The organism is Arthrobacter subterraneus (assembly GCF_900099735.1).
Taxonomy (GTDB): domain Bacteria; phylum Actinomycetota; class Actinomycetes; order Actinomycetales; family Micrococcaceae; genus Arthrobacter_D; species Arthrobacter_D subterraneus.
In genome coordinates this window covers 110,793-128,885 of the sequence record NZ_FNDT01000006.1, presented here as the reverse complement: position 1 = coordinate 128,885, position 18,093 = coordinate 110,793, and the positions used below count along the sequence as shown (strand labels likewise).

The 18,093-nt window shown below is 67.2% G+C and carries 17 protein-coding genes; 12 read left to right on the top strand and 5 right to left on the bottom strand.

Annotated features, from left to right (window positions below; all coding sequences use genetic code 11):
• Positions 1-44 precede the first annotated feature (44 nt).
• Complete coding sequence (locus tag BLS52_RS09005) at positions 45-1,157, top strand: alanine racemase (RefSeq protein WP_175460129.1); 1,113 nt, start codon at positions 45-47, stop codon at positions 1,155-1,157.
• A 5-nt stretch (positions 1,158-1,162) separates the two neighbouring features.
• Here the strand turns inward: BLS52_RS09005 and BLS52_RS09000 are convergent, their stop codons facing one another.
• Entirely contained in the window at positions 1,163-1,666 is a 504-nt protein-coding gene (locus BLS52_RS09000) for a DUF427 domain-containing protein (protein WP_090586064.1), read from the bottom strand.
• 62 nt (positions 1,667-1,728) lie between these two features.
• On the opposite strand from BLS52_RS09000, the gene BLS52_RS08995 reads away from it, so the two are divergent.
• The 9 genes from BLS52_RS08995 (at position 1,729) to BLS52_RS08955 (ending at position 10,793) form a co-directional block, all read left to right on the top strand.
• Positions 1,729-2,535: a carbon-nitrogen hydrolase family protein gene (locus BLS52_RS08995; RefSeq protein WP_090586061.1), complete on the top strand. Its 807-nt coding sequence runs from the start codon at positions 1,729-1,731 to the stop codon at positions 2,533-2,535.
• A 65-nt stretch (positions 2,536-2,600) separates the two neighbouring features.
• Positions 2,601-3,734, top strand: a complete 1,134-nt coding sequence (locus BLS52_RS08990; protein WP_090586059.1) for an L-talarate/galactarate dehydratase — start codon at positions 2,601-2,603, stop codon at positions 3,732-3,734.
• Positions 3,735-3,762: 28 nt separating this feature from the next.
• Entirely contained in the window at positions 3,763-4,461 is a 699-nt protein-coding gene (locus BLS52_RS08985; RefSeq protein WP_090586176.1) for a FadR/GntR family transcriptional regulator, read from the top strand.
• A 9-nt stretch (positions 4,462-4,470) separates the two neighbouring features.
• A complete protein-coding gene (locus tag BLS52_RS08980; protein ID WP_090586058.1) occupies positions 4,471-4,737 on the top strand; it encodes a glutaredoxin domain-containing protein in 267 nt (88 codons plus the stop codon).
• 100 nt (positions 4,738-4,837) lie between these two features.
• Positions 4,838-5,722 (top strand): LysR family transcriptional regulator, encoded by an 885-nt coding sequence (locus BLS52_RS08975; RefSeq protein ID WP_026544860.1) that lies wholly within the window; start codon positions 4,838-4,840, stop codon positions 5,720-5,722.
• Positions 5,723-5,862: 140 nt separating this feature from the next.
• A complete protein-coding gene (gene kdgD, locus BLS52_RS08970; protein WP_026544861.1) occupies positions 5,863-6,813 on the top strand; it encodes a 5-dehydro-4-deoxyglucarate dehydratase in 951 nt (316 codons plus the stop codon).
• A gap of 46 nt (positions 6,814-6,859) precedes the next feature.
• Positions 6,860-8,467 carry an aldehyde dehydrogenase (NADP(+)) gene (locus BLS52_RS08965; RefSeq protein WP_090586056.1) on the top strand — a complete coding sequence of 536 codons (1,608 nt, stop codon included), beginning with the start codon at positions 6,860-6,862 and terminating at the stop codon, positions 8,465-8,467.
• Entirely contained in the window at positions 8,464-9,792 is a 1,329-nt protein-coding gene (locus tag BLS52_RS08960; protein WP_090586054.1) for an enolase C-terminal domain-like protein, read from the top strand. The genes BLS52_RS08965 and BLS52_RS08960 overlap by 4 nt, the downstream gene beginning before the upstream one ends.
• A 41-nt stretch (positions 9,793-9,833) precedes the next feature.
• Positions 9,834-10,793: an AEC family transporter gene (locus BLS52_RS08955; RefSeq protein WP_090586053.1), complete on the top strand. Its 960-nt coding sequence runs from the start codon at positions 9,834-9,836 to the stop codon at positions 10,791-10,793.
• A gap of 11 nt (positions 10,794-10,804) precedes the next feature.
• On the opposite strand, the gene BLS52_RS08950 is transcribed toward BLS52_RS08955, so the two are convergent.
• From BLS52_RS08950 to BLS52_RS08940, 3 genes are all read right to left on the bottom strand, one after another.
• Positions 10,805-12,163, bottom strand: coding sequence for a TrkH family potassium uptake protein (locus BLS52_RS08950; protein ID WP_245702771.1), 1,359 nt, complete (start codon positions 12,161-12,163; stop codon positions 10,805-10,807).
• Between the two features lie 125 nt (positions 12,164-12,288).
• On the bottom strand, positions 12,289-12,963 hold the full coding sequence (locus BLS52_RS08945) for a response regulator (protein ID WP_090586050.1): 675 nt from the start codon (positions 12,961-12,963) through the stop codon (positions 12,289-12,291).
• Positions 12,960-14,441, bottom strand: a complete 1,482-nt coding sequence (locus tag BLS52_RS08940; protein ID WP_175460128.1) for a sensor histidine kinase — start codon at positions 14,439-14,441, stop codon at positions 12,960-12,962. Before BLS52_RS08940 ends, BLS52_RS08945 begins: the two co-directional genes overlap by 4 nt.
• 97 nt (positions 14,442-14,538) lie before the next feature.
• Between BLS52_RS08940 and BLS52_RS08935 the strand changes: the two genes are divergently transcribed.
• On the top strand, positions 14,539-15,198 hold the full coding sequence (locus BLS52_RS08935; protein WP_090586045.1) for a cyclodeaminase/cyclohydrolase family protein: 660 nt from the start codon (positions 14,539-14,541) through the stop codon (positions 15,196-15,198).
• 45 nt (positions 15,199-15,243) lie between these two features.
• The gene (locus BLS52_RS08930; RefSeq protein WP_281241699.1) at positions 15,244-16,293 is read left to right on the top strand and encodes a LacI family DNA-binding transcriptional regulator; all 1,050 of its coding nucleotides are present in this window, start codon (positions 15,244-15,246) and stop codon (positions 16,291-16,293) included.
• Positions 16,294-16,331: 38 nt separating this feature from the next.
• Here the strand turns inward: BLS52_RS08930 and BLS52_RS08925 are convergent, their stop codons facing one another.
• On the bottom strand, positions 16,332-17,957 hold the full coding sequence (locus BLS52_RS08925) for a xylulokinase (RefSeq protein WP_090586171.1): 1,626 nt from the start codon (positions 17,955-17,957) through the stop codon (positions 16,332-16,334).
• Positions 17,958-18,093 lie beyond the last annotated feature (136 nt).

Here is an 18,093-nt window from a genome sequence, read left to right as displayed (position 1 = left end):
CCTAGGCGTCTGCTGGGTGGAACCTGAACGGTAGGATGCCGAGAATGGTGAACTTGAGCGCTGACCTGCATCTTTCCAGCCTCCCGCAGCTGCTGCTCGACGTCGACGCGATCGACGCGAACATCTCACTCAAGGAGCAGTGGGCCGCGGAGCACTCGATGGTCCTCGCGCCCCACATCAAGACGACGATGACCCGGGAGATCGTCCAGCGCCAGCTCCCCGGCTCCTGGGGAGTGACGGTCGCGACGCCGGCGCAGGCCGCGCACGCCGTGTCCTGGGGAGCCCGGCGGATCCTCATTGCCAACGAGGTGGTGTACCCGCCGCTGGTGGCCGAACTGCGCCGGCTGCTCCACGCCCACCCCGCCGTGGAGCTCCATTGCCTCGCCGATTCCAGCGCCGCCGTGTCGGCATTGGCGCACGGATTTCCCGACGCCGACCATACGCTTTCCGTTCTGCTCGACGTCGGTGTTCCCGGCGGGCGCACCGGCATCCGGGATGTCGCGGAAGCACCGGCGCTCGCCGATGCAGTCCGGGCCGCCCCCGGACTGCGCCTCGCCGGCGTCAGCGCCTACGAGGGTATTGCACCGAACGTCCGCACGCCGGAAAACCTTGCCTCCATCGACGCCCACTGCCGGGCAGCTGTCGAGGTCTTCGACCTGTTGCGCGACCGGTTCGAAGTTGACCAGCCCCTCTTCTCGGTGGGTGGCTCAGCGTTCCAGGACCACGCCGCCCGGTTCCTTCCCGACGGTTCCCTGAACATCCTGCGCTCCGGCTGTTACGTCATCCACGACCACGGGACGTACGCGGAAGTCTCCCCGCTGCCGGGCCTGCGCGCCGCCGCGGTGGTACGCGCCGTCGTCGTTTCTGTCCCGGAGGAGGGGCGGGCCATCCTCGGCGCGGGGAAGCGGGAGCTGGCGTACGACGCCGGCCTGCCCGCCCTGGTGGCGCATCACCGGGACGGTGCCACGCTGGAAGAGCCAGACGGCGTGGTGGTGCGGCTCTTCGATCACCATGCGATTGTGGACAACGCCGGGGCACTCCGGGTGGGCGACACCGTTGACCTGGGCATCTCCCACCCGTGCTCCGTGTTTGACCGGTGGCGGACGGCGCTCGCGGTGCAGGGCAACACCACGGAGCTGTGGCACCCCCAGTTCTAGCCGGGCTACCAGCCCCAGGTTCCCGGCGGGCCCTTGAACGGACCCACCACGCGGGACGTGATCCAGCCGCCGTAGAAGGCTCCGGGCTGGGCCTGGACCTCTTCGCCGTCGACCAGGCAGCGGTCCATGCGGCCGGGGTAGACAGCCACTGCTCCGGCCAGCACCTCGAACCCGGCGGTGGGGGAGGGATAGGTCCAGGCCGCGCGTTCGGCGCGGGCGGAGCCGGCGGCGACGTCGTAATAGGCAGCCTCTCCCTTGAACTCGCACCACGTGGTGCCGTCCACCGGCTGCAGGGAGCCCTGGACGAAGTCCGCGTGCGGGATGTAGAACACCGGCGGGTGGCTTGTCTCCAGGACCCGCACCGCGCTGCCGGTCCGCGCGATCTCCTTCCCGCCGAACTCGATGACGACGACGCCCGGATAGTTCTCCACCCGCGGCGGTCGCGGGTAATCCCACACCGATTCCTGGCCCGGCCCCGGTGTGTCCCGCTGTCGCTGATTTTTCCGCATAGCGCCACGCTACTCTTCGGTACCCTTGGTACAGCCCCAGTTCCTACCCGAAAGGGCCCGCGATGAAGATCAGTGTTGGACAATTCAGGCCCGGCGGGGACGTCACCGCCAACGTCGCAATGATGCGCGAGCTGGCGGAGGAAGCCGCAGGAGAGGGATCGGAACTCATCGTGTTCCCGGAGGAATCGATGTTCTCGATCGGCAAGGTCGAGGGCCCCCTGGCCGAGGCCGTCGGCGCGGGCTGGTCCGTGTTCGTCCAGCAGCTCTCGTTCCTGGCGGCGGAACTGAACATCGCCGTCGTCGCCGGCGGGTATGAGTCCAGCGGTGAGGAACGGCCGTACAACACCCTGGTGCTCATCGACGCCACGGGCAGGATCGTTGATACCTACCGCAAACTTCACCTGTATGACGCCTTCAGCTACTCCGAGTCCGAGCGCATCAAACCCGGCGACGGCGGTATCACCGTGGTGCCGGTGGGGGAGCTGAACGTCGGGCTGATGACCTGCTACGACCTCCGCTTCCCGGAACAGGCGAGGGCGCTCGCCGACCGTGGTGCCGACGTCGTACTGGTTCCGGCCGCCTGGTTCAAGGGGGACCACAAGATCGAGCATTGGGAGACGCTGCTGCGCGCCCGGGCCATCGAGAACACCGTCTGGATCGCGGCGGCCGGGACGTCGTCGTCGCACACGATCGGGCACTCGGCCATCCTGGACCCCATGGGTGTGCCGCAGGTCTTCCTCAACGAGGAGGAGCAGGGCGTGGTGACCGCCGAGGTGAGCCGCAAACGCATCGAGGAAGTGCGACAGTTCCTCCCGGTACTGCGGAACCGGCGGTTCGCGCGCAACGAGGAGATCGTCGAAGCGCACTAACTTGTAGGACAAGTCGGCTAGTTGTACGATAAGTTATCCAGATCCGCTCTCCCGAAGGTCCCGCGATGACTTATACGCCCGATGCAATCCGCCATGTGAAGCTGTCCACCGCCACGTTGCCGTTGGCCACGCCGATCTCCGACGCCAAGGTGTTCACGGGCCGGCAGAAGCCCATGACCGAGGTGGTTTTCCTCTTCGCGGAGATCCTGACCGAGCAGGGTGTCTGCGGCCTCGGATTCTCCTACTCCAAGCGGGCAGGGGGCCCGGCCCAGTACGCGCATGCCCGGGAAGTTGCCGGGTCGATGATCGGCGAAGACCCCAATGACATTGCCAAGCTGTATAACAAGTTGCTGTGGGCCGGCGCGTCCGTGGGCCGCTCCGGCGTGGCTACCCAGGCGCTCGCTGCACTGGACATCGCCCTGTATGACCTGAAGGCCAAGCGCGCGGGGCTTCCGCTGGCGAAGCTGCTTGGCGCCTACCGGGACTCGGTGCGGACCTACAACACCTCCGGCGGCTTCCTCAACGCCTCGATCGACGAGGTGAAGGAGCGGGCCACGCAGTCCCTCGCCGAGGGCATCGGCGGCATCAAGATCAAGGTCGGCCTGCCGGATTCGGCGGAGGACCTGCGCCGTGTCGCCGCCGTCCGCGAACATATCGGCCACGACGTTCCCCTGATGGTGGACGCCAATCAGCAGTGGGACCGCGCCACTGCGCTGCGCATGGGCCGCAAGCTGGAGCAGTTCGATCTGGTCTGGATCGAGGAGCCCCTGGACGCGTACGACGCCGAGGGGCACGCTGCGCTGGCGCTGGCACTTGATACCCCCATCGCCACGGGCGAGATGCTCGCGTCCGTCGCCGAGCATGAGCGGCTCATCGCCACCCGCGCCTGCGACATCATCCAGCCGGACGCCCCGCGCGTCGGCGGCATCACCCAGTTCCTCCGCCTTGCGACGCTGGCCGACCAGGCGGGTCTGGACCTCGCACCGCACTTCGCCATGGAGATCCACCTGCACCTGGCCGCGGCCTACCCGCGGGAGCCGTGGGTTGAACACTTCGACTGGCTGGACCCGCTGTTCAACGAGCGGCTCGAAACCCGCGACGGCCGCATGGTGGTGCCCGACCGCCCGGGTCTCGGAGTGACCTTCAGCGACCAGGCCCGGGCCTGGACCACGGACAGCGTCGAGTTCGGAACGCGCTGAGCACGCGCACCGTGCCAGCATGGGGAGCATGAAACAGAACCTGGCCGTTTCGCTGGTCGACAGCCTCCGCCGTCGTATTGTCGACGGAACCATCCCGTCCGGTGAGAAGCTGCCCAGCGAGAGCGCGCTTCTGGCGGAGTTCGGGGTCAGCCGCACGGTGGTCCGGGAGGCGATCTCCCGGCTGCAGGCCGAGGGCCTCGTCTACACGCGGCGGGGGAGCGGCAGCTTTGCGCTCACCCCGCCGTCCGCCGCCGAGGAAACGGCCGGAGGCCTTCGCCGGCCCCGGACCCTCGAGGAACGGGGCGCATTGCTGGCGTTCCGGGCCGGCCTGGAGAGTGAGGCCGCTGCGCTCGCCGCGTCGAACGCCACGCCTGGCCTGATCGCCGCGCTGGATTCCGCCCTCGCGGCGTTCGACGCCGCCGGCAACCACGCGGCCACGGCGGTCTCCTGCGACTTCGCCTTCCACCGCACCGTCGCCGAGGCCAGCGGCAACTTCTACTTCGTGGACGCGCTGATGATGCTGGGGCCGGCGATGATCGCGATGCCGCCTGAGCGGCTGGAACCCGCCGACGACGACGGCCGCTCGCCCCGCGTGCAGCGCGTCGCCGCTGAGCACCGGGCCGTGCGGGACGCGATCGCCGCGGGGGACGCGCTGACGGCATCCGCCGCCATGCGGATGCACCTGGCCAACTCACGGTCGCGTCTGCAAACCGTCGCCCAGCCGTAGGATGAAGGCATGACGGCGAATCCCGAAACAATCCGCATGTACGGCGCTGACTGGTGCCGGGACTGCATCCGCACCAAGCGGCAGCTGGACGAGCTCGGCATCGGCTATGAGTACATCAACCTGGTGGAAACCCCGGAGGCTGCTGAAGAAGCGAAGAGCATCTCCGGCCGGACCAATATCCCGGTGGTCGTGTACCCGGACGGGGCACACCAGGTTGAGCCGAGCAACCCCGAGGTCGAGGCGAAGCTCAGGGAACTGAACCTGCTCCAGGGCTGAAGACGGCTAGTCCGACTCATTCACGCTGGGGTCATCTTGGACGGCAGCCAGGATCCGTGTATAAGCCAGGATAAGCATGAAGTGATACCCGGAAGGCATCATGTTTACACTCGATCAGGCACGCAGCTTCGTGGTCGTCGCAGAGGAACTCCATTTCGGGCGGGCGGCCGATCGGCTCAATATGACACAGCCTCCGCTAAGCCGGCAGATCCAGAAACTCGAGCGCAGCGTCGGCGTCGAACTACTGGAGCGCGACAACCGGAAGGTCTCCCTCACCGCCGCGGGCAGCGCCTTCCTGGTGGAGGCGCGGAAGCTCGTCATCGCCGCCGAGCGCGCACCCCACACCGCGCGGCGCATCGCGGCCGGCAGGTCCGGCCAGCTGCGCGTCGGTTTCACTGCCGCCTCCGGCTTCAGCCTCCTTGGTCCGCTGCTGTCGGAGATAGCAACGGAACTGCCCGACGTCGATGTGGAACTCCAGGAGCTTGTGACCGGAGAGCAGATCGAGGCGATTGCCGACGGGGACCTGGACCTGGGCCTGGCGCGTCCCGCCTTCGATGCGGACCTCTTTGAATCCCACCTCATGTTCACCGAGGACCTGATGCTCGCCGTTCCAGCCGGACATGAGCTTGACCAGCTGAACCGGTCCCTGACGGTTGCGGACCTCAAAGGGGTGCCGCTGATCATGCATTCGCCCACCAAGGCGCGGTACTTCTACGATCTGGTGGTCCGGAACATCCCCGTAGAGCACGGCAATGTGGTGCATACCGTGAGCCAAATCCTCACCATGGTGGCGCTCGTGGCGTCCGGTAGGGGGGTGGCGTTTGTTCCGGAATCGGCGAGCATGCTCGGTGTGGAGGGTGTTTCCTACCTGAGGCTGGCTGAAATCGAGCCGGACGCCGTCGAGCTTTATGCCATCTGGAGCAGGGAAATGCGCAACCCCGCGCTGGGGCGGCTTCTGGAGGTCATCCGGACCAAGGATCTGTGACCAGCGATACCCGGAGAGCATCAATCCATACAAAAGTGGGCTTAGACAGGCATCACATATCTTCCTAGTGTGGAAACAACCCATCAAGGAAGCTCCACCCTCGCCGCCTGCGCGGCGAACTGCCCTAAGGAAGATGCATCGTGGCCAACTACGCGCCTCAGGAACTCGCTCAGAAGCTCAAGGACGGTCTGTTGTCCTTCCCCGTGACTGCCTTCACGCCGGAGCTCGCCTTCGATGAGGACGCCTACCGGCAGCACCTCTCCTGGCAGGCGAGCTTCGATGTCGCCGGGCTCTTCGCTGCCGGCGGCACCGGCGAGGGGTTCAGCCTGACACCGGCGGAGGCAGCCCGGGTCATCCGCACCGCGGTCGAGGAAGTGGGCGGCACCGTTCCGGTACTTGCGTCCGCAGGAGGTTCCACCGCCCAGGCCGTCCAGAACGCGCAGGATGCGGAAGCTGCCGGCGCCGAGGGTCTCCTGCTCCTGCCTCCGTACCTGACGGAGTGCGACCAGGAGGGACTCCTCGCCCACGTCAGCGCCGTCTGCGCCGCGACCACTATCGGCGTGATCGTGTACAACCGCGCCAATGCCATCTACTCGGCCGACACCGTTGCCCGCCTCGCGGAGCGCCATCCGAACTTCATCGGCTTCAAGGACGCCATCGGCGACATCGAGCACCTCACCAGGGTCTACGCGAAGAACGGCGACCGGTTGTTCTACCTGGGCGGCCTGCCCACCGCGGAGACCTTCGCCCTTCCGCTGCTCCAGCTGGGAATGAGCACCTACTCCTCGGCGCTCTACAACTTTGTCCCGGAGTTCGCGCTCGAGTTCTACCGCGACGTCCGGAAACAGGACCATGCGGCGGTCACCGAAAAGCTCCAGCGATTTGTGCTGCCCTACCTCGACATCCGGGACCGGGTGCGCGGTTACGGCGTCTCGATCGTCAAGGGAGGGCTGAAGGTTGTCGGCCGCGACGTCGGGGGTGTGCGCCCTCCGCTGCAGAACCTGACCGACGCGGACCTCGCGGACCTCGGCGCGCTGATTGACGCCGCCGGTATCCGCCCCGCTCCCGCCACTCTGGCAAGCGCCCGCTAAACAATCCCTGAACACCCACCAGGACACCACCCGTAAGGAGCATTCAATGCCTACCCAGAACGCAACCCTTCAGGGCCACTCGCTCATCGCCGGCCAGGCCACGCCCGGAAACGGCAGGACCGTCAACGGCTTTGACCCGTCCACCAATGAAACGCTGGAGCCCACCTATTCGCTGATCGACGAGTCCCAGCTCCGGCAGGCCACCGCCGCGGCTGAAGAGGCCTTCGAATCCTTCAGCACCCTCGATCCGCAGACCCACGCAGCGTTCCTCGACGGAATCGCCGACCGGATCGAAGCCGCCGGAGACGAGGTCGTTGCCCGCGCCATGCTTGAGACCGGCCTGCCTGAAGCGCGCCTCCGCGGAGAGCTGGCCCGCACCACCGGCCAGCTGCGGCTCTTCTCAGCAGTGGTCCGCCAGGGCGATCACCGGGGTGTCCGCATCGACCCGGCGCAGCCCGAGCGCACGCCTCTGCCCCGTGCGGACATTCGCCAGCGCAAGGTGCCCCTGGGCCCCGTCGCGGTCTTCGGGGCGAGCAACTTCCCCCTCGCTTTCTCCACTGCGGGCGGCGATACCGCCTCCGCTTTGGCTGCCGGCTGCCCGGTGGTCTTCAAGGCGCACAACGCGCACCCCGGCACCAGTGAGCTGGTGGGCCGTGCCATCACGGAGGCAGTGAACGACGCCGGCCTCCACCCGGGCGTCTTCTCCCTCATCTACGGACCCGGTGCCAGTATCGGCCAGGCCCTCGTGTCCGATCCCGCCATCCAGGCGGTGGGCTTCACCGGCTCCCGCTCCGCCGGCACGGCGCTCATGACCACCGCGGCGGCGCGGCCGCAGCCCATTCCGGTATACGCGGAAATGAGCTCGATCAACCCGGTCATCTTCTTCGAAGGTGCGCTGCAGGGTGACCTCGACGGGCTCGCCGCGGCGTACATCACCTCCGTGACCGGGTCCAGCGGCCAGCTGTGCACCTCACCCGGTCTGGTCTTCGTGCCGACAGGCGAGGCCGGTGACAACTTCCTTGCCGCCGTGAGCCGTGCGCTCGCACCCTCCGCCGGGCAGACCATGCTCACCCGCGGAATCGCCGACTCCTGGAACGCGGGCGTTGAAGCCCTCGGCTCCCAGGACGGGGTGGAGCTCGTAGCCCGGGGGTCCGACGGACCCACCGAGAACGCTCCCGCACCTGCCGTCTTCGGCACCGAGGCGGCCACCTTCCTGAACAACCCCGTCCTGCACGAGGAAATCTTCGGAGCAGCCTCCCTTGTGGTCCGCTACTCCTCCACGGAGGAACTGGTCGCGGCCGCGCAGCGTCTCGAAGGCCAGCTGACGGCCACCCTGCACCTCACCGAGTCCGACTACGGAACAGCGGCCGGGGTTCTGCCCGTCCTGGAGCGCAAGGTCGGCCGCATTCTCGCGAACGGCTGGCCGACCGGCGTCGAAGTGGGCCACGCCATGGTCCACGGCGGACCGTTCCCTGCCACCTCGAACACCAGGACCACCTCCGTGGGCACCCTTGCGATCGAGCGGTTCCTGCGGCCCGTCGCCTACCAGAACATTCCGGAAGCGCTGCGGCCTGCAGCCATCCAGGACGCGAACCCGTGGAAGCTCAACCGCCGGATCGACGGCACAGTGGTACCCGCCGGGGAGAACCAGTGACCACGCAGCCCACCGTTGCCGGGGTAGAGGTTGTTCCCGTTGCCGGACACGACTCGATGCTCCTCAACCTTTCCGGAGCGCACGGGCCGTTCTTCACCCGCAATATCGCGATCATCACGGACTCCGACGGCCGGACCGGACTCGGCGAGGTCCCGGGCGGTGAAGCGATCCGCTCCACCATCGAGGAAGCCGGTCGGATCCTGAGCGGCAAGCCGGTGGCACAGTTCCGCAGCCTCCTGCGGTCCGTCGCTGCTACTTTCGCGGACCGCGATGCGGGTGGGCGGGGGCTCCAGACCTTCGACCTCCGGACCACGGTCCACGCCGTGACCGCCGTCGAGTCTGCCCTGCTGGACCTGCACGGCCAGTTCCTCGGCATTCCGGTTGCCGAGTTGCTCGGCGACGGGCAGCAGCGGGACGCCGTGCCGATGCTGGGCTACCTGTTCTATGTGGGCAATCCGGACTCCACCGACCTGCCCTACCTGCGCGAGCAGGGTTCCGCGGACGAGTGGGACCGTGTCCGGCGGGAGGAAGCCATGACGCCCGCCGCCGTCGTCCGCCTTGCCGAAGCGGCACAGGCACGTTACGGCTTTGCGGACTTCAAGCTCAAGGGCGGAGTCCATGCCGGTGATGATGAGGTGGACGCCGTCGTCGCGCTCAAGGAGCGCTTCCCGGACGCGCGCATCACCCTCGACCCCAACGGCGGCTGGCTGCTTGCGGACGCCATCCGGCTGGGGAAGCGCATGCAGGACGTGGTGGCGTACGCGGAGGATCCGTGCGGCGCCGAGGGACGGTTCTCCGGCCGTGAGGTCATGGCGGAGTTCCGCCGGGCCACAGGGCTGAGGACGGCAACGAACATGATCGCGACGGACTGGCGCGAGATGGCCCACGCCATCCGCGTGAACGCCGTGGACATTCCGCTGGCCGATCCGCACTTCTGGACCATGGCGGGTTCGGTGCGCGTGGCACAGCTGTGCAACGAGTTCGGGCTGACCTGGGGATCGCACTCGAACAACCATTTCGACATCTCCCTGGCCATGTTCACGCATGTAGGTGCTGCGGCTCCGGGGGAGATCACGGCACTGGACACGCACTGGATCTGGCAGGACGGCCAGGGGCTCACCGTCGACCCGCTGCAGATCAGGGGCGGAGAGATTCGGGTTCCGGATGCGCCGGGCCTGGGGATCGAACTGGACCGCACCCGGCTGGAGGAAGCGCACGCCCTCTATCTGGAGCACGGGCTGGGCGCGCGGGACGATGCCACGTCCATGCAGTACCTGATTCCGGAGTGGTCCTTCGACCCGAAGCGGCCCTGCCTGGTCAGGTAACCCGCAGCCTGTAGGAACTCGAGAGATGATCAGGAGGCTTCGTGGAGGGGGTTCTCCTCGGGTTCGGCGTGGTGCTGGTGCTGGTGGGCGTGGGCGTTCTCGCCTCGATCCTCCTCCCTACCCGGACGGGGGCCATGCAGGAGGGCCTCACGCCGGTGATCTACTACATCACCAACCCGGCCCTCATGTTCATCCTGCTCGCGGAGACCGAACTCGCTGAAGTCCTGGGCGTCTACACGCCGATCGCGCTGGTTGCCGCCGCCGCAACCAGCGCGGTCTACGCGTTGCTCAGCCGCTTTGCGCTCAGGCGGCCGGGCGCGCAGACGGCGGTGGGCGCAATGGCCTCCTGCTACGTCAATGCCGGCAACATCGGCATCCCGATCGCCCTGTACGCCGTGGGAAGTTCCGCGCCGGTGGTCTCGGTGCTCCTGGCCCAACTGCTGGTCATTGCGCCGGTCTTCCTCACCATTTTTGCCTGGTACGGCAGGAGAGCGACGACGACGGCGGCCGCACCTTCCGCCGGCGCTCCACCGACGCTGGCACGGACGGTGCTGCGGTCCGTCGCCAATCCCGTCACCACCGGAACTGCGGCCGGAGCCCTGTTTGCCGCGACTTCGCTGACGCTGCCGGCGATTCTCTGGACGCCGCTGGAGATGCTGGGCCAGGCTTCGATTCCGCTCCTGCTGGTGATGTTCGGTATAAGCCTTCGCGGGCAGAAGCCGCTGGCGCAGCGGAGCCTGCGCGCCGACGTCGTGCTGGGAAGCGTGGTGAAGCTGGCGCTGATGCCGGTCATCGCCTGGGCCGTCGCGTACTATCTTTTCCGCGTTGAGGGGACGGCGCTGCTGGGCGTGGTGGCCATGGCTGCGCTGCCCACCGCGCAGAACGTGTTTCTGTTCTCCGCGCAGTTCGGGCTGCGGGTGACGCTGGTCCGCGACATCATCCTGGTGAGTTCGCTGCTGGCGCTGCCGGCGTCGCTGCTGGTGGCGCTGCTGCTCGGGTGAGGGTTGTCAGGTCACCCGATGATGGGACGCTCTTCCGGGAGTCTGTAGAGAATCGGCCGGGAGATCAGCGCCAGTGCGGATGCAACAGTAATGGTGCCGATCCTGCCGATGAACATCAGCGCCATGAGGACGAGCTCGGCGTTCGCCGGCAGCTCGTAGGTGATGCCCGTGCTGAGCCCTACCGTCCCGAAGGCTGAGACTGCCTCGAAGAGCGCCTGCTCCAGCCCGTAGTCGGTGAAGACCAGCAGGAGGACCGTTCCGATCATCACCGCTGCGATTCCCAACAGTGCGACGGACAGCGCCTGGCGCTGCACCGGAGAACTGACCGAGCGGTGCCCGATGGTGACCTGCTCACGCCCGCGGACTTCATTCCAGATAGCGAAGGCAAGGACGAGGAAGGTGGTGATCTTGATACCGCCAGCCGTTCCGGCGCTGCCGCCTCCGATGAACATGAGAATGTTGGTGATGAGCAGTGTCTCCGGCGCAGCGTCACCGTAGTTAATGCTGTTGAATCCGGCGGTACGCGGGAAGACGCCGCCCGCAATGGCGGCGAGGAGCCTCCCTCCGGTGGATAGCGGACCAAGTGTTTCCGCCCGGTCCCATTCGAACCAGGCAAAGAGTCCGGTTCCGAGAGCGAGGAGGATGAGGGTTCCGTAGACGGTGAGGCGGACGTGCACGGTCCAGCCCTTGTGCACGGTGCGGCCGCGCAGCAGTTCGATGATCACCGGGAATCCGATGCCGCCAGCGATGACGGCTGCGCAGATGGGGAGGATGATCCAGGGGTCATCGACGAAGGGAATCAGGTTGTCGCTGAAGAGTGAGAAGCCTGCATTGTTGAACGCGGAAATGGCATGGAAGATGCCGTGCCAGGCGGCCGTGGCCAGACCGTCGTCGTAAGCGATCCAGAACCGCGCCGTCAGCAGGATTGCGGTCGCCGCTTCACAGGCCAGCATGATCCTGGCCACCCGGAGCAGGACACCCCGTACGTCCCCCAGGTTCAGGGTATGGCTCTCGGATTGGGCGATGAGTTGTGAGCGCAGTCCAAGACTCTTGCGAACCAGCAGTGCCAGGAGGGTTGCGAGGGTCATGATGCCGAAGCCGCCGACCTGGATCAGCGCCAGGATCACCGTCTGGCCGAACGGCGTCCAGAACGTTGCTGTATCCACGGTGATCAGGCCGGTGACACATACGGCTGACACGGCGGTAAACAGCGCGGGCATCACTACCTCGTGGCTGCCCGGGGTACGCGATAGTGGGAGCATGAGCAGGCCGGCGCCCACCAGGATCGCCGCCAGGAAAGCCAGCGGTACCAGCCGCACGGGGCTGATCTCCTCGAGCTTTATCCGCTTCCTGAGCTTGATAGCAGCCACGGCTGCAGACCCCATCACTCCCGACCACCCGTGATCACCACGGCTTCCTGGGACTCACGCTATGGCCCGCGTGGCTGCTCGAAGGCCGGTCTTAACGCATTCTTTACGGCCCGGTTTGGAGCACTTCAGGGCTCAAACCGGTATCCCATTCCGCTCTCCGTAATGAAGAAGCGCGGCCTGGTGGGGTCCGGCTCAAGCTTGCGCCGCAACTGGTTGAGGTAGACGCGCAGATACTGGACTTCCTTGGCATAGGCGGGCCCCCATACCTCCAGCAGCAGCTTTTGCTGGCCCACGAGCCGGCCCGGGTTCCGCACCAGCAATTCCACGATCTTCCACTCGGTGGGGGTCAGCCGTACCAACTCGCCGCGGACCTCCGCCTTGCGGACCGCGATGTCGAGGCGGAAGTGCTCCGTAGTGACCACCGGCGTTTCCGGCGCCGGGATTGCACGCCGTTCAGCCGCCCGAAGCCGGGCAAGGAGCTCTTCGAGACCGAACGGCTTGGTCACGTAGTCATCGGCACCGGCGTCGAGCGCTTCGACCTTGTCTTCCGGGCCATGCCGGGCGGAGAGCACGATGATCGGAACCTGGCTCCAGGTGCGCAGGCCGGCGATGACCTGAACCCCGTCCATGTCCGGAAGTCCCAGGTCAAGGACCACCAGGTCGGGCCGGTGTTCGTAGGCTGCGGCGAGCGCGGACGCACCGTCCGTGGTCGTCACCGGCCGGTAACCGTGGGTGCGCAGGTTGATCTGGAGGGCACGCAGCAACTGGGGTTCGTCGTCGACAATCAGGACCGTAATCACTGGCTCACACCGGTGGAGAGCGGCAGCCGGATCACGAGGGTCAGCCCGCCTCCGGGCGTGGGTTCCGCCAGCAGTTCACCGCCCATCACCTCGGTGAAACCGCGGGCAACGGCAAGCCCCAACCCCACACCGGTGGCGGTGTCCGCGTCGCCGAGCCGCTGGAACGGCTGGAACATGCGCACAATACCTTGCCTGTCGACGCCGCTGCCATGGTCGCGGACGCGCAGCTCGCTCGCTGGGAAGTCGCCGACAGTGCCGGAGACGGCGGCTGAAATAACGACGTCGGCCTCTCCGGCGTATTTCTGGGCGTTCTCGGCGACATTCGCGATCACACGTTCAAGCATGCCGAAGTCAGCCTGTACGGCGGGGGAATTGGGGGCCAGCAGGATCCGCACGCGGTCGGCGTGGGAGTTCTGGAGGGCGGCGGCCACTACATCGGCCCAATGCACCGGGCCGAGGTGCGGAGTGACCGCATCGCCGGTCAGCCTGGACATGTCCAGGAGGTTATCGATCAGTGAGGCGAGCCGGTCGGACGAGGTTTCGATGGTGCCGAGCAGTTCGGCCTCCTCCTCCTCAGTGAATTCGATGCCCTGCTGTCGCAGGCTCGTGACGGCGAGCTTGATGGCGGCGAGCGGGGTGCGCAGGTCGTGGGAAACCGCCCGCAGGATGGCGGTTCGCATGACGTTCCCCTCCGCCAGCCGACGGTTCTCCTCCGTGCTCGCGATCAGCTGCTCACGCTGTCTCAGCGCCGCCAGCTGCGATCCGAACGCACCCAGCAGCCGCTGTTCCCGGGCAGACAGGGAGCGGCCGTACAGCACCAGCCGCAGGCCGCCGGGCACATCGGTGCCGGCGTCACCCTCGCCCGGGCCGCGGCCCTCCGGTGAAGGCGCGCCTTCAGACGAACCCGTCTGTTCGCCGTCCAGCGCGAGCAGCCGCCAGGGCTCGTCCGCTGCCGGCCGGGCGCCGTCGTCGTCCATGTCAGGGCGGGCAAACAAAGCTGCTCCGCGCATTCCGAAGTGGTTGCGTACATGGTGGAGGAAGCCATGGAGCGTGTCTTCGGCCGCGAGCACCCCTCGGGCGAGCTCACCCAGGGTGGCGGCGTCCGCTGAAGCATTGGCGGCTTCCCTGGACCGACGGGCGGCGAGGCCAACCACGAGGGAGACCGATACAGCGACTGCCACGAAGATCACGAGGGTGAGGATGTCCTCGGCGTCGGCGATCTCCAGTGAGCCGAACGGTTCGGTGGAGTAGTAGTTGAGGATGAGGCTGCTCCAGAGAGCACCGAGTAGGGCCGGCCACAGCCCACCGACGAGAGCTACCGCCACCACACCGGCGAGCTGGAGGAGGACGTCGGCAGCGAGGAAGTCGCTCCCCGCAAGGAACATGCCCCACTCCAGAAGGGGCGGAAGGGCGAGCGCCAGGGCAAAGCCCACGAAGGTACGCGCACGGCCGAGCTCGGGTGCCGCTAATCGTGCCATGCGGGAATTGTCGCAGGTTGCGGGGGCTCCACACGCATTCGCACGGCCAGGCCCGGTCTTCCTGCCACAGGGAGCCGATGTGGGACAGACTGGTGCCATGGCACATTCTGAAGAGATCACCACCCGGCACTCCACTGTGGAGGAGTGGACCCGCGCCCTCGCAGAGTCCGTCGGCTCGCCCGGCGGCGGCGCAGGAGCCGGCGTGATGCTCGCGATTGCGGCCTCGCTGACCTCGATGGTGGCCGGTTACACGGAAGCCGACGGTGATCAGCAGGACCACCTCCAGGAGCTGCTCACCCGTGCACAGGACCTCCGGAAAAGCGCGCTGCAGTTAGCCGATGATGACGCCTCGGCGTCCCGCGCGTTCGGGGCGGCGTTCCGACTGGAAGCCGGCAGCAAGCGGGACGCTGCGATACGCGAGGCTTCGCTGGGTGCTGCACGGTCCTCTGCCACTCTTGGCGACCGGGCAATCGACGCGATTGAGGACCTGCGCTGGCTCGCTGAAAACGGGAACCGCGCCTTGATCGCCGACGTCGTGGTCGCCTTCGGTGCGCTGCGGGCAGCCGTAACGGGTGCCCGGACGAACGTCAGCTTCGATCTGGCCACCCTGCGGTCCGCCGGGCTCACCCTGGAGGAAATCCGGGAGCAGCAGCCCGCCCTGTGGGCCACCGTCGAACGGCTGGACGCGGGAATTGAGCGCATTGACGCGGAGGTTGCTGCCGTCGACCACCGGGCGGCGCCCACCGACGCCCTCTGAACGGCACGCAGTCCGTCCGTCCCTGCATCCAGTACGGTTTGACATGTGACCGTTAACAGCGAGCCGACGCCGCAGTCCGCCCCGCAACCTGCCCCGCGCGTCCGTTCCGCCAACATCCGTGACGTCGCGAAGATGGCCGGTGTTTCGCACCAGACGGTCTCCCGCGTCATCAACGGACACCCAAGCCTGCGTGAGGGCACGCGCCAGCGGGTGCTGGACGCCATGGAGGCACTGCAGTTCCGGCCCAACCGCGCAGCCCGTTCCCTGGTGACCAGCCGCTCCCACATGATCGGCGTGCTGGTGACTGACGGCACCTACTTTGGGCCGGCCTCCACCCGGGCCGCCATCGAATCCGCCGCCGCCGCCGCCGGGTACCTCGTGGATACCGCTACGCTGACCTCCCTCGACGAGGCCGCATTCAAGGAGGCCCTGGAGCGGCTGATCGATCACGCGGTCGAGGGCCTGATCATCCTCGCACCGCAGGAAACCACCCTCCGGCAGCTGCGGCATCTCTCGGTCCAGCTCCCCATGGTGACGGTCCACTCCACCTCAGCGGCGGACGATCACGGCCTTTCCGTGGACCAGGTTGCCGGTGCCCGGCTCGCTACGCGGCACCTGCTGGACCTTGGACACCGGAACATAGCCCACGTGGCCGGCCCGGACGGGTGGGTGGAATCCAAGGAGCGGGTCCGCGGCTTCCGCACCGAGCTGGCGGCCTGGGGCGTGGATGCCTTCCGCATTGCCGCCGGTGACTGGACCTCGGACAGCGGCTTCCGCATCGGGGAGGAATTGTTCGCCGCGAACGCTCCCACCGCGGTGTTCTCCGCCAACGACCAGATGGCGCTGGGGCTGATGCACGCCTGCCGCGAACGTGGCCTGCGCATTCCCGAGGACGTCAGCCTCGTCGGATTCGATGACATCCCCGATGCCGCCCACTTCGCGCCGCCGCTCACCACAGTGCGGCAGGATTTCACGGAACTCGGTCGGCGGTGCGTGGCTCACCTGCTCGCCCAGCTGGATGTGCCGGTCCGGGACGCCCCCCGCACGGTGGTGCCCGAGCTCATCGTCCGGCAGTCCACCGCGGCGCCCAGGTAGGGCGCCGCTCCACTCCGCACGGTGCGGATTGTCCGGAATCACTCCACGGGCAGGGCTCTGATCGCGGCGCGTTCCACCTGAAGGCCCTTGTGGTAACGGTCGAGGTAGTCTGCGAAGCCCGCGACGTCGGCCGCGTCAGGTTCCGTTGTTTCGAATTCCGTTCCGGCGAATACCTGCTTACGCAGGTAGGCGTCTAGGTCGAGTTCGTTGCCGGCGGCGTTGGCCGAGGCGTAGGAAGCCAGCACTGCCATGCCCCAGGGGCCGCCTTCGGAGGCTGTCGCCGCGACGGAGACCGGTGCGGCGAGAGCCCCGGAGAGGAAGCGCTGCGCCACCCCTGCGGTGCGGAGCATGCCTCCGTGCGCAAACATCCGGTCCAGCTCAACACCCTCCCCGCTGAGTACACGCATACCCAGTGCCAGGGTGCCGAATACTCCATACAGTTGGGCGCGCATGAAGTTGGCCAGCGTGAATTCGCTGTCCGGAGTCCGAAGGAACAGCGGCCGGCCCTCGGTGATTTCGGCGATCGGCTCACCGGCGAGGTGGTTGTAGGCGAGCAGCCCGCCGGCGTTGGGGGCGCCGTCGAGCGCTTCACTGAAGAGCGTGGTGAAGACATCATCCGAATTCAGGAGGGCACCGGATGCTGACACGGCTCCGGACGCGGCCGCGAAGCGGGAGAAGAGCCCCACCCACGCAGCGAGTTCGCTGGCCCCGTTGTTGCAGTGCACCATGGCGACAGGGTCACCGGAAGGAGTTGTGACCAGATCCAGTTCGTGGTGCACCCGCTCGAGGGGCCGCTCGAGCACCACCATCGCGAAGATGCTCGTGCCGGCACTCACGTTGCCGGTGCGGGGGGCAACAGAGCAGGTTGCCACCATCCCGGTACCGGCATCACCCTCCGGAGGGCACAGCAGGGCGCCGGGCCGCAGGCTGCCCGTGGGGTCAAGGAGGGCGGCTCCCGCGGGGGTCAGTTCGCCTGCCGGCTGCCCTGCCGTCAGCACGTCGGGCAGCAGTCCGGAAAGCTTCAGGCCCGGGGCGGTCCCGGCTGCCAGGCTGTCATAGCGGGCGAGCAGATCGGCGTCGTAGGTCCCGGTGCGGGAGTCGATAGGGAACATCCCTGACGCATCGCCCACGCCAAGGACCTTGCGCCCGGTCAATTCCCGGTGCACGTAGCCGGCGAGGGTTGTGATGGAGCGAACCTGCGCTACGTGCGGTTCACCGTCCCGCACGGCCTGGTGCAGATGTGCAATTGACCAGCGCAGGGGGATGTTGACTCCGAAGAGTTCGGTGAGTTCCGCCGCAGCCGGTCCGGTGTTGGTATTGCGCCAGGTGCGGAAGGGAACGAGCAGTTCGCCGGCGTCGTCGAAGGCGAGGTAACCATGCATCATGGCTGAGACGCCTATCGCACCGAGGCTCTCCAGCCGCGTGCCGTACCGGCGTTCGACGTCGGCGCCCAGGTCCGCGTAGGCGGCCTGAATACCCGTCCAGACGTCTTCCAGAGAGTAGGTCCACACGCGGTCGACGAGGCGGTTCTCCCAGTCATGGCTGCCTACGGCCAGCACCGTCGAGGGATCCTCACCGATCAGGCACGCCTTGATGCGGGTGGACCCGAGTTCGATTCCGAGGCTGGCGCGGCCTTCGGCAATAACGTCTCTGGCGTCGGTCATGAAGAGAATCTCCTTGGCTTGGGGGTCACGGCGGCTGTATTTCCTGACCGATTCCATCTATTTGAGGTCTCCCGGTCCTGGAGTGCTTGACATCAAACGTGACCTCCAGCATATAGTGTGAACGGTCACATCCGGT

What these genes read in the sequence shown, in the direction of transcription:
- BLS52_RS09005 (WP_175460129.1), top strand. Translation starts at nt 45, where the DNA reads ATGGTGAACTTGAGCGCTGACCTGCATCTTTCCAGCCTCCCGCAGCTG.
- BLS52_RS09000 (WP_090586064.1), bottom strand. Translation starts at nt 1,666, where the DNA reads ATGCGGAAAAATCAGCGACAGCGGGACACACCGGGGCCGGGCCAGGAA.
- BLS52_RS08995 (WP_090586061.1), top strand. Translation starts at nt 1,729, where the DNA reads ATGAAGATCAGTGTTGGACAATTCAGGCCCGGCGGGGACGTCACCGCC.
- BLS52_RS08990 (WP_090586059.1), top strand. Translation starts at nt 2,601, where the DNA reads ATGACTTATACGCCCGATGCAATCCGCCATGTGAAGCTGTCCACCGCC.
- BLS52_RS08985 (WP_090586176.1), top strand. Translation starts at nt 3,763, where the DNA reads ATGAAACAGAACCTGGCCGTTTCGCTGGTCGACAGCCTCCGCCGTCGT.
- BLS52_RS08980 (WP_090586058.1), top strand. Translation starts at nt 4,471, where the DNA reads ATGACGGCGAATCCCGAAACAATCCGCATGTACGGCGCTGACTGGTGC.
- BLS52_RS08975 (WP_026544860.1), top strand. Translation starts at nt 4,838, where the DNA reads ATGTTTACACTCGATCAGGCACGCAGCTTCGTGGTCGTCGCAGAGGAA.
- BLS52_RS08965 (WP_090586056.1), top strand. Translation starts at nt 6,860, where the DNA reads ATGCCTACCCAGAACGCAACCCTTCAGGGCCACTCGCTCATCGCCGGC.
- BLS52_RS08940 (WP_175460128.1), bottom strand. Translation starts at nt 14,441, where the DNA reads ATGGCACGATTAGCGGCACCCGAGCTCGGCCGTGCGCGTACCTTCGTG.
- BLS52_RS08935 (WP_090586045.1), top strand. Translation starts at nt 14,539, where the DNA reads ATGGCACATTCTGAAGAGATCACCACCCGGCACTCCACTGTGGAGGAG.
- BLS52_RS08925 (WP_090586171.1), bottom strand. Translation starts at nt 17,957, where the DNA reads ATGACCGACGCCAGAGACGTTATTGCCGAAGGCCGCGCCAGCCTCGGA.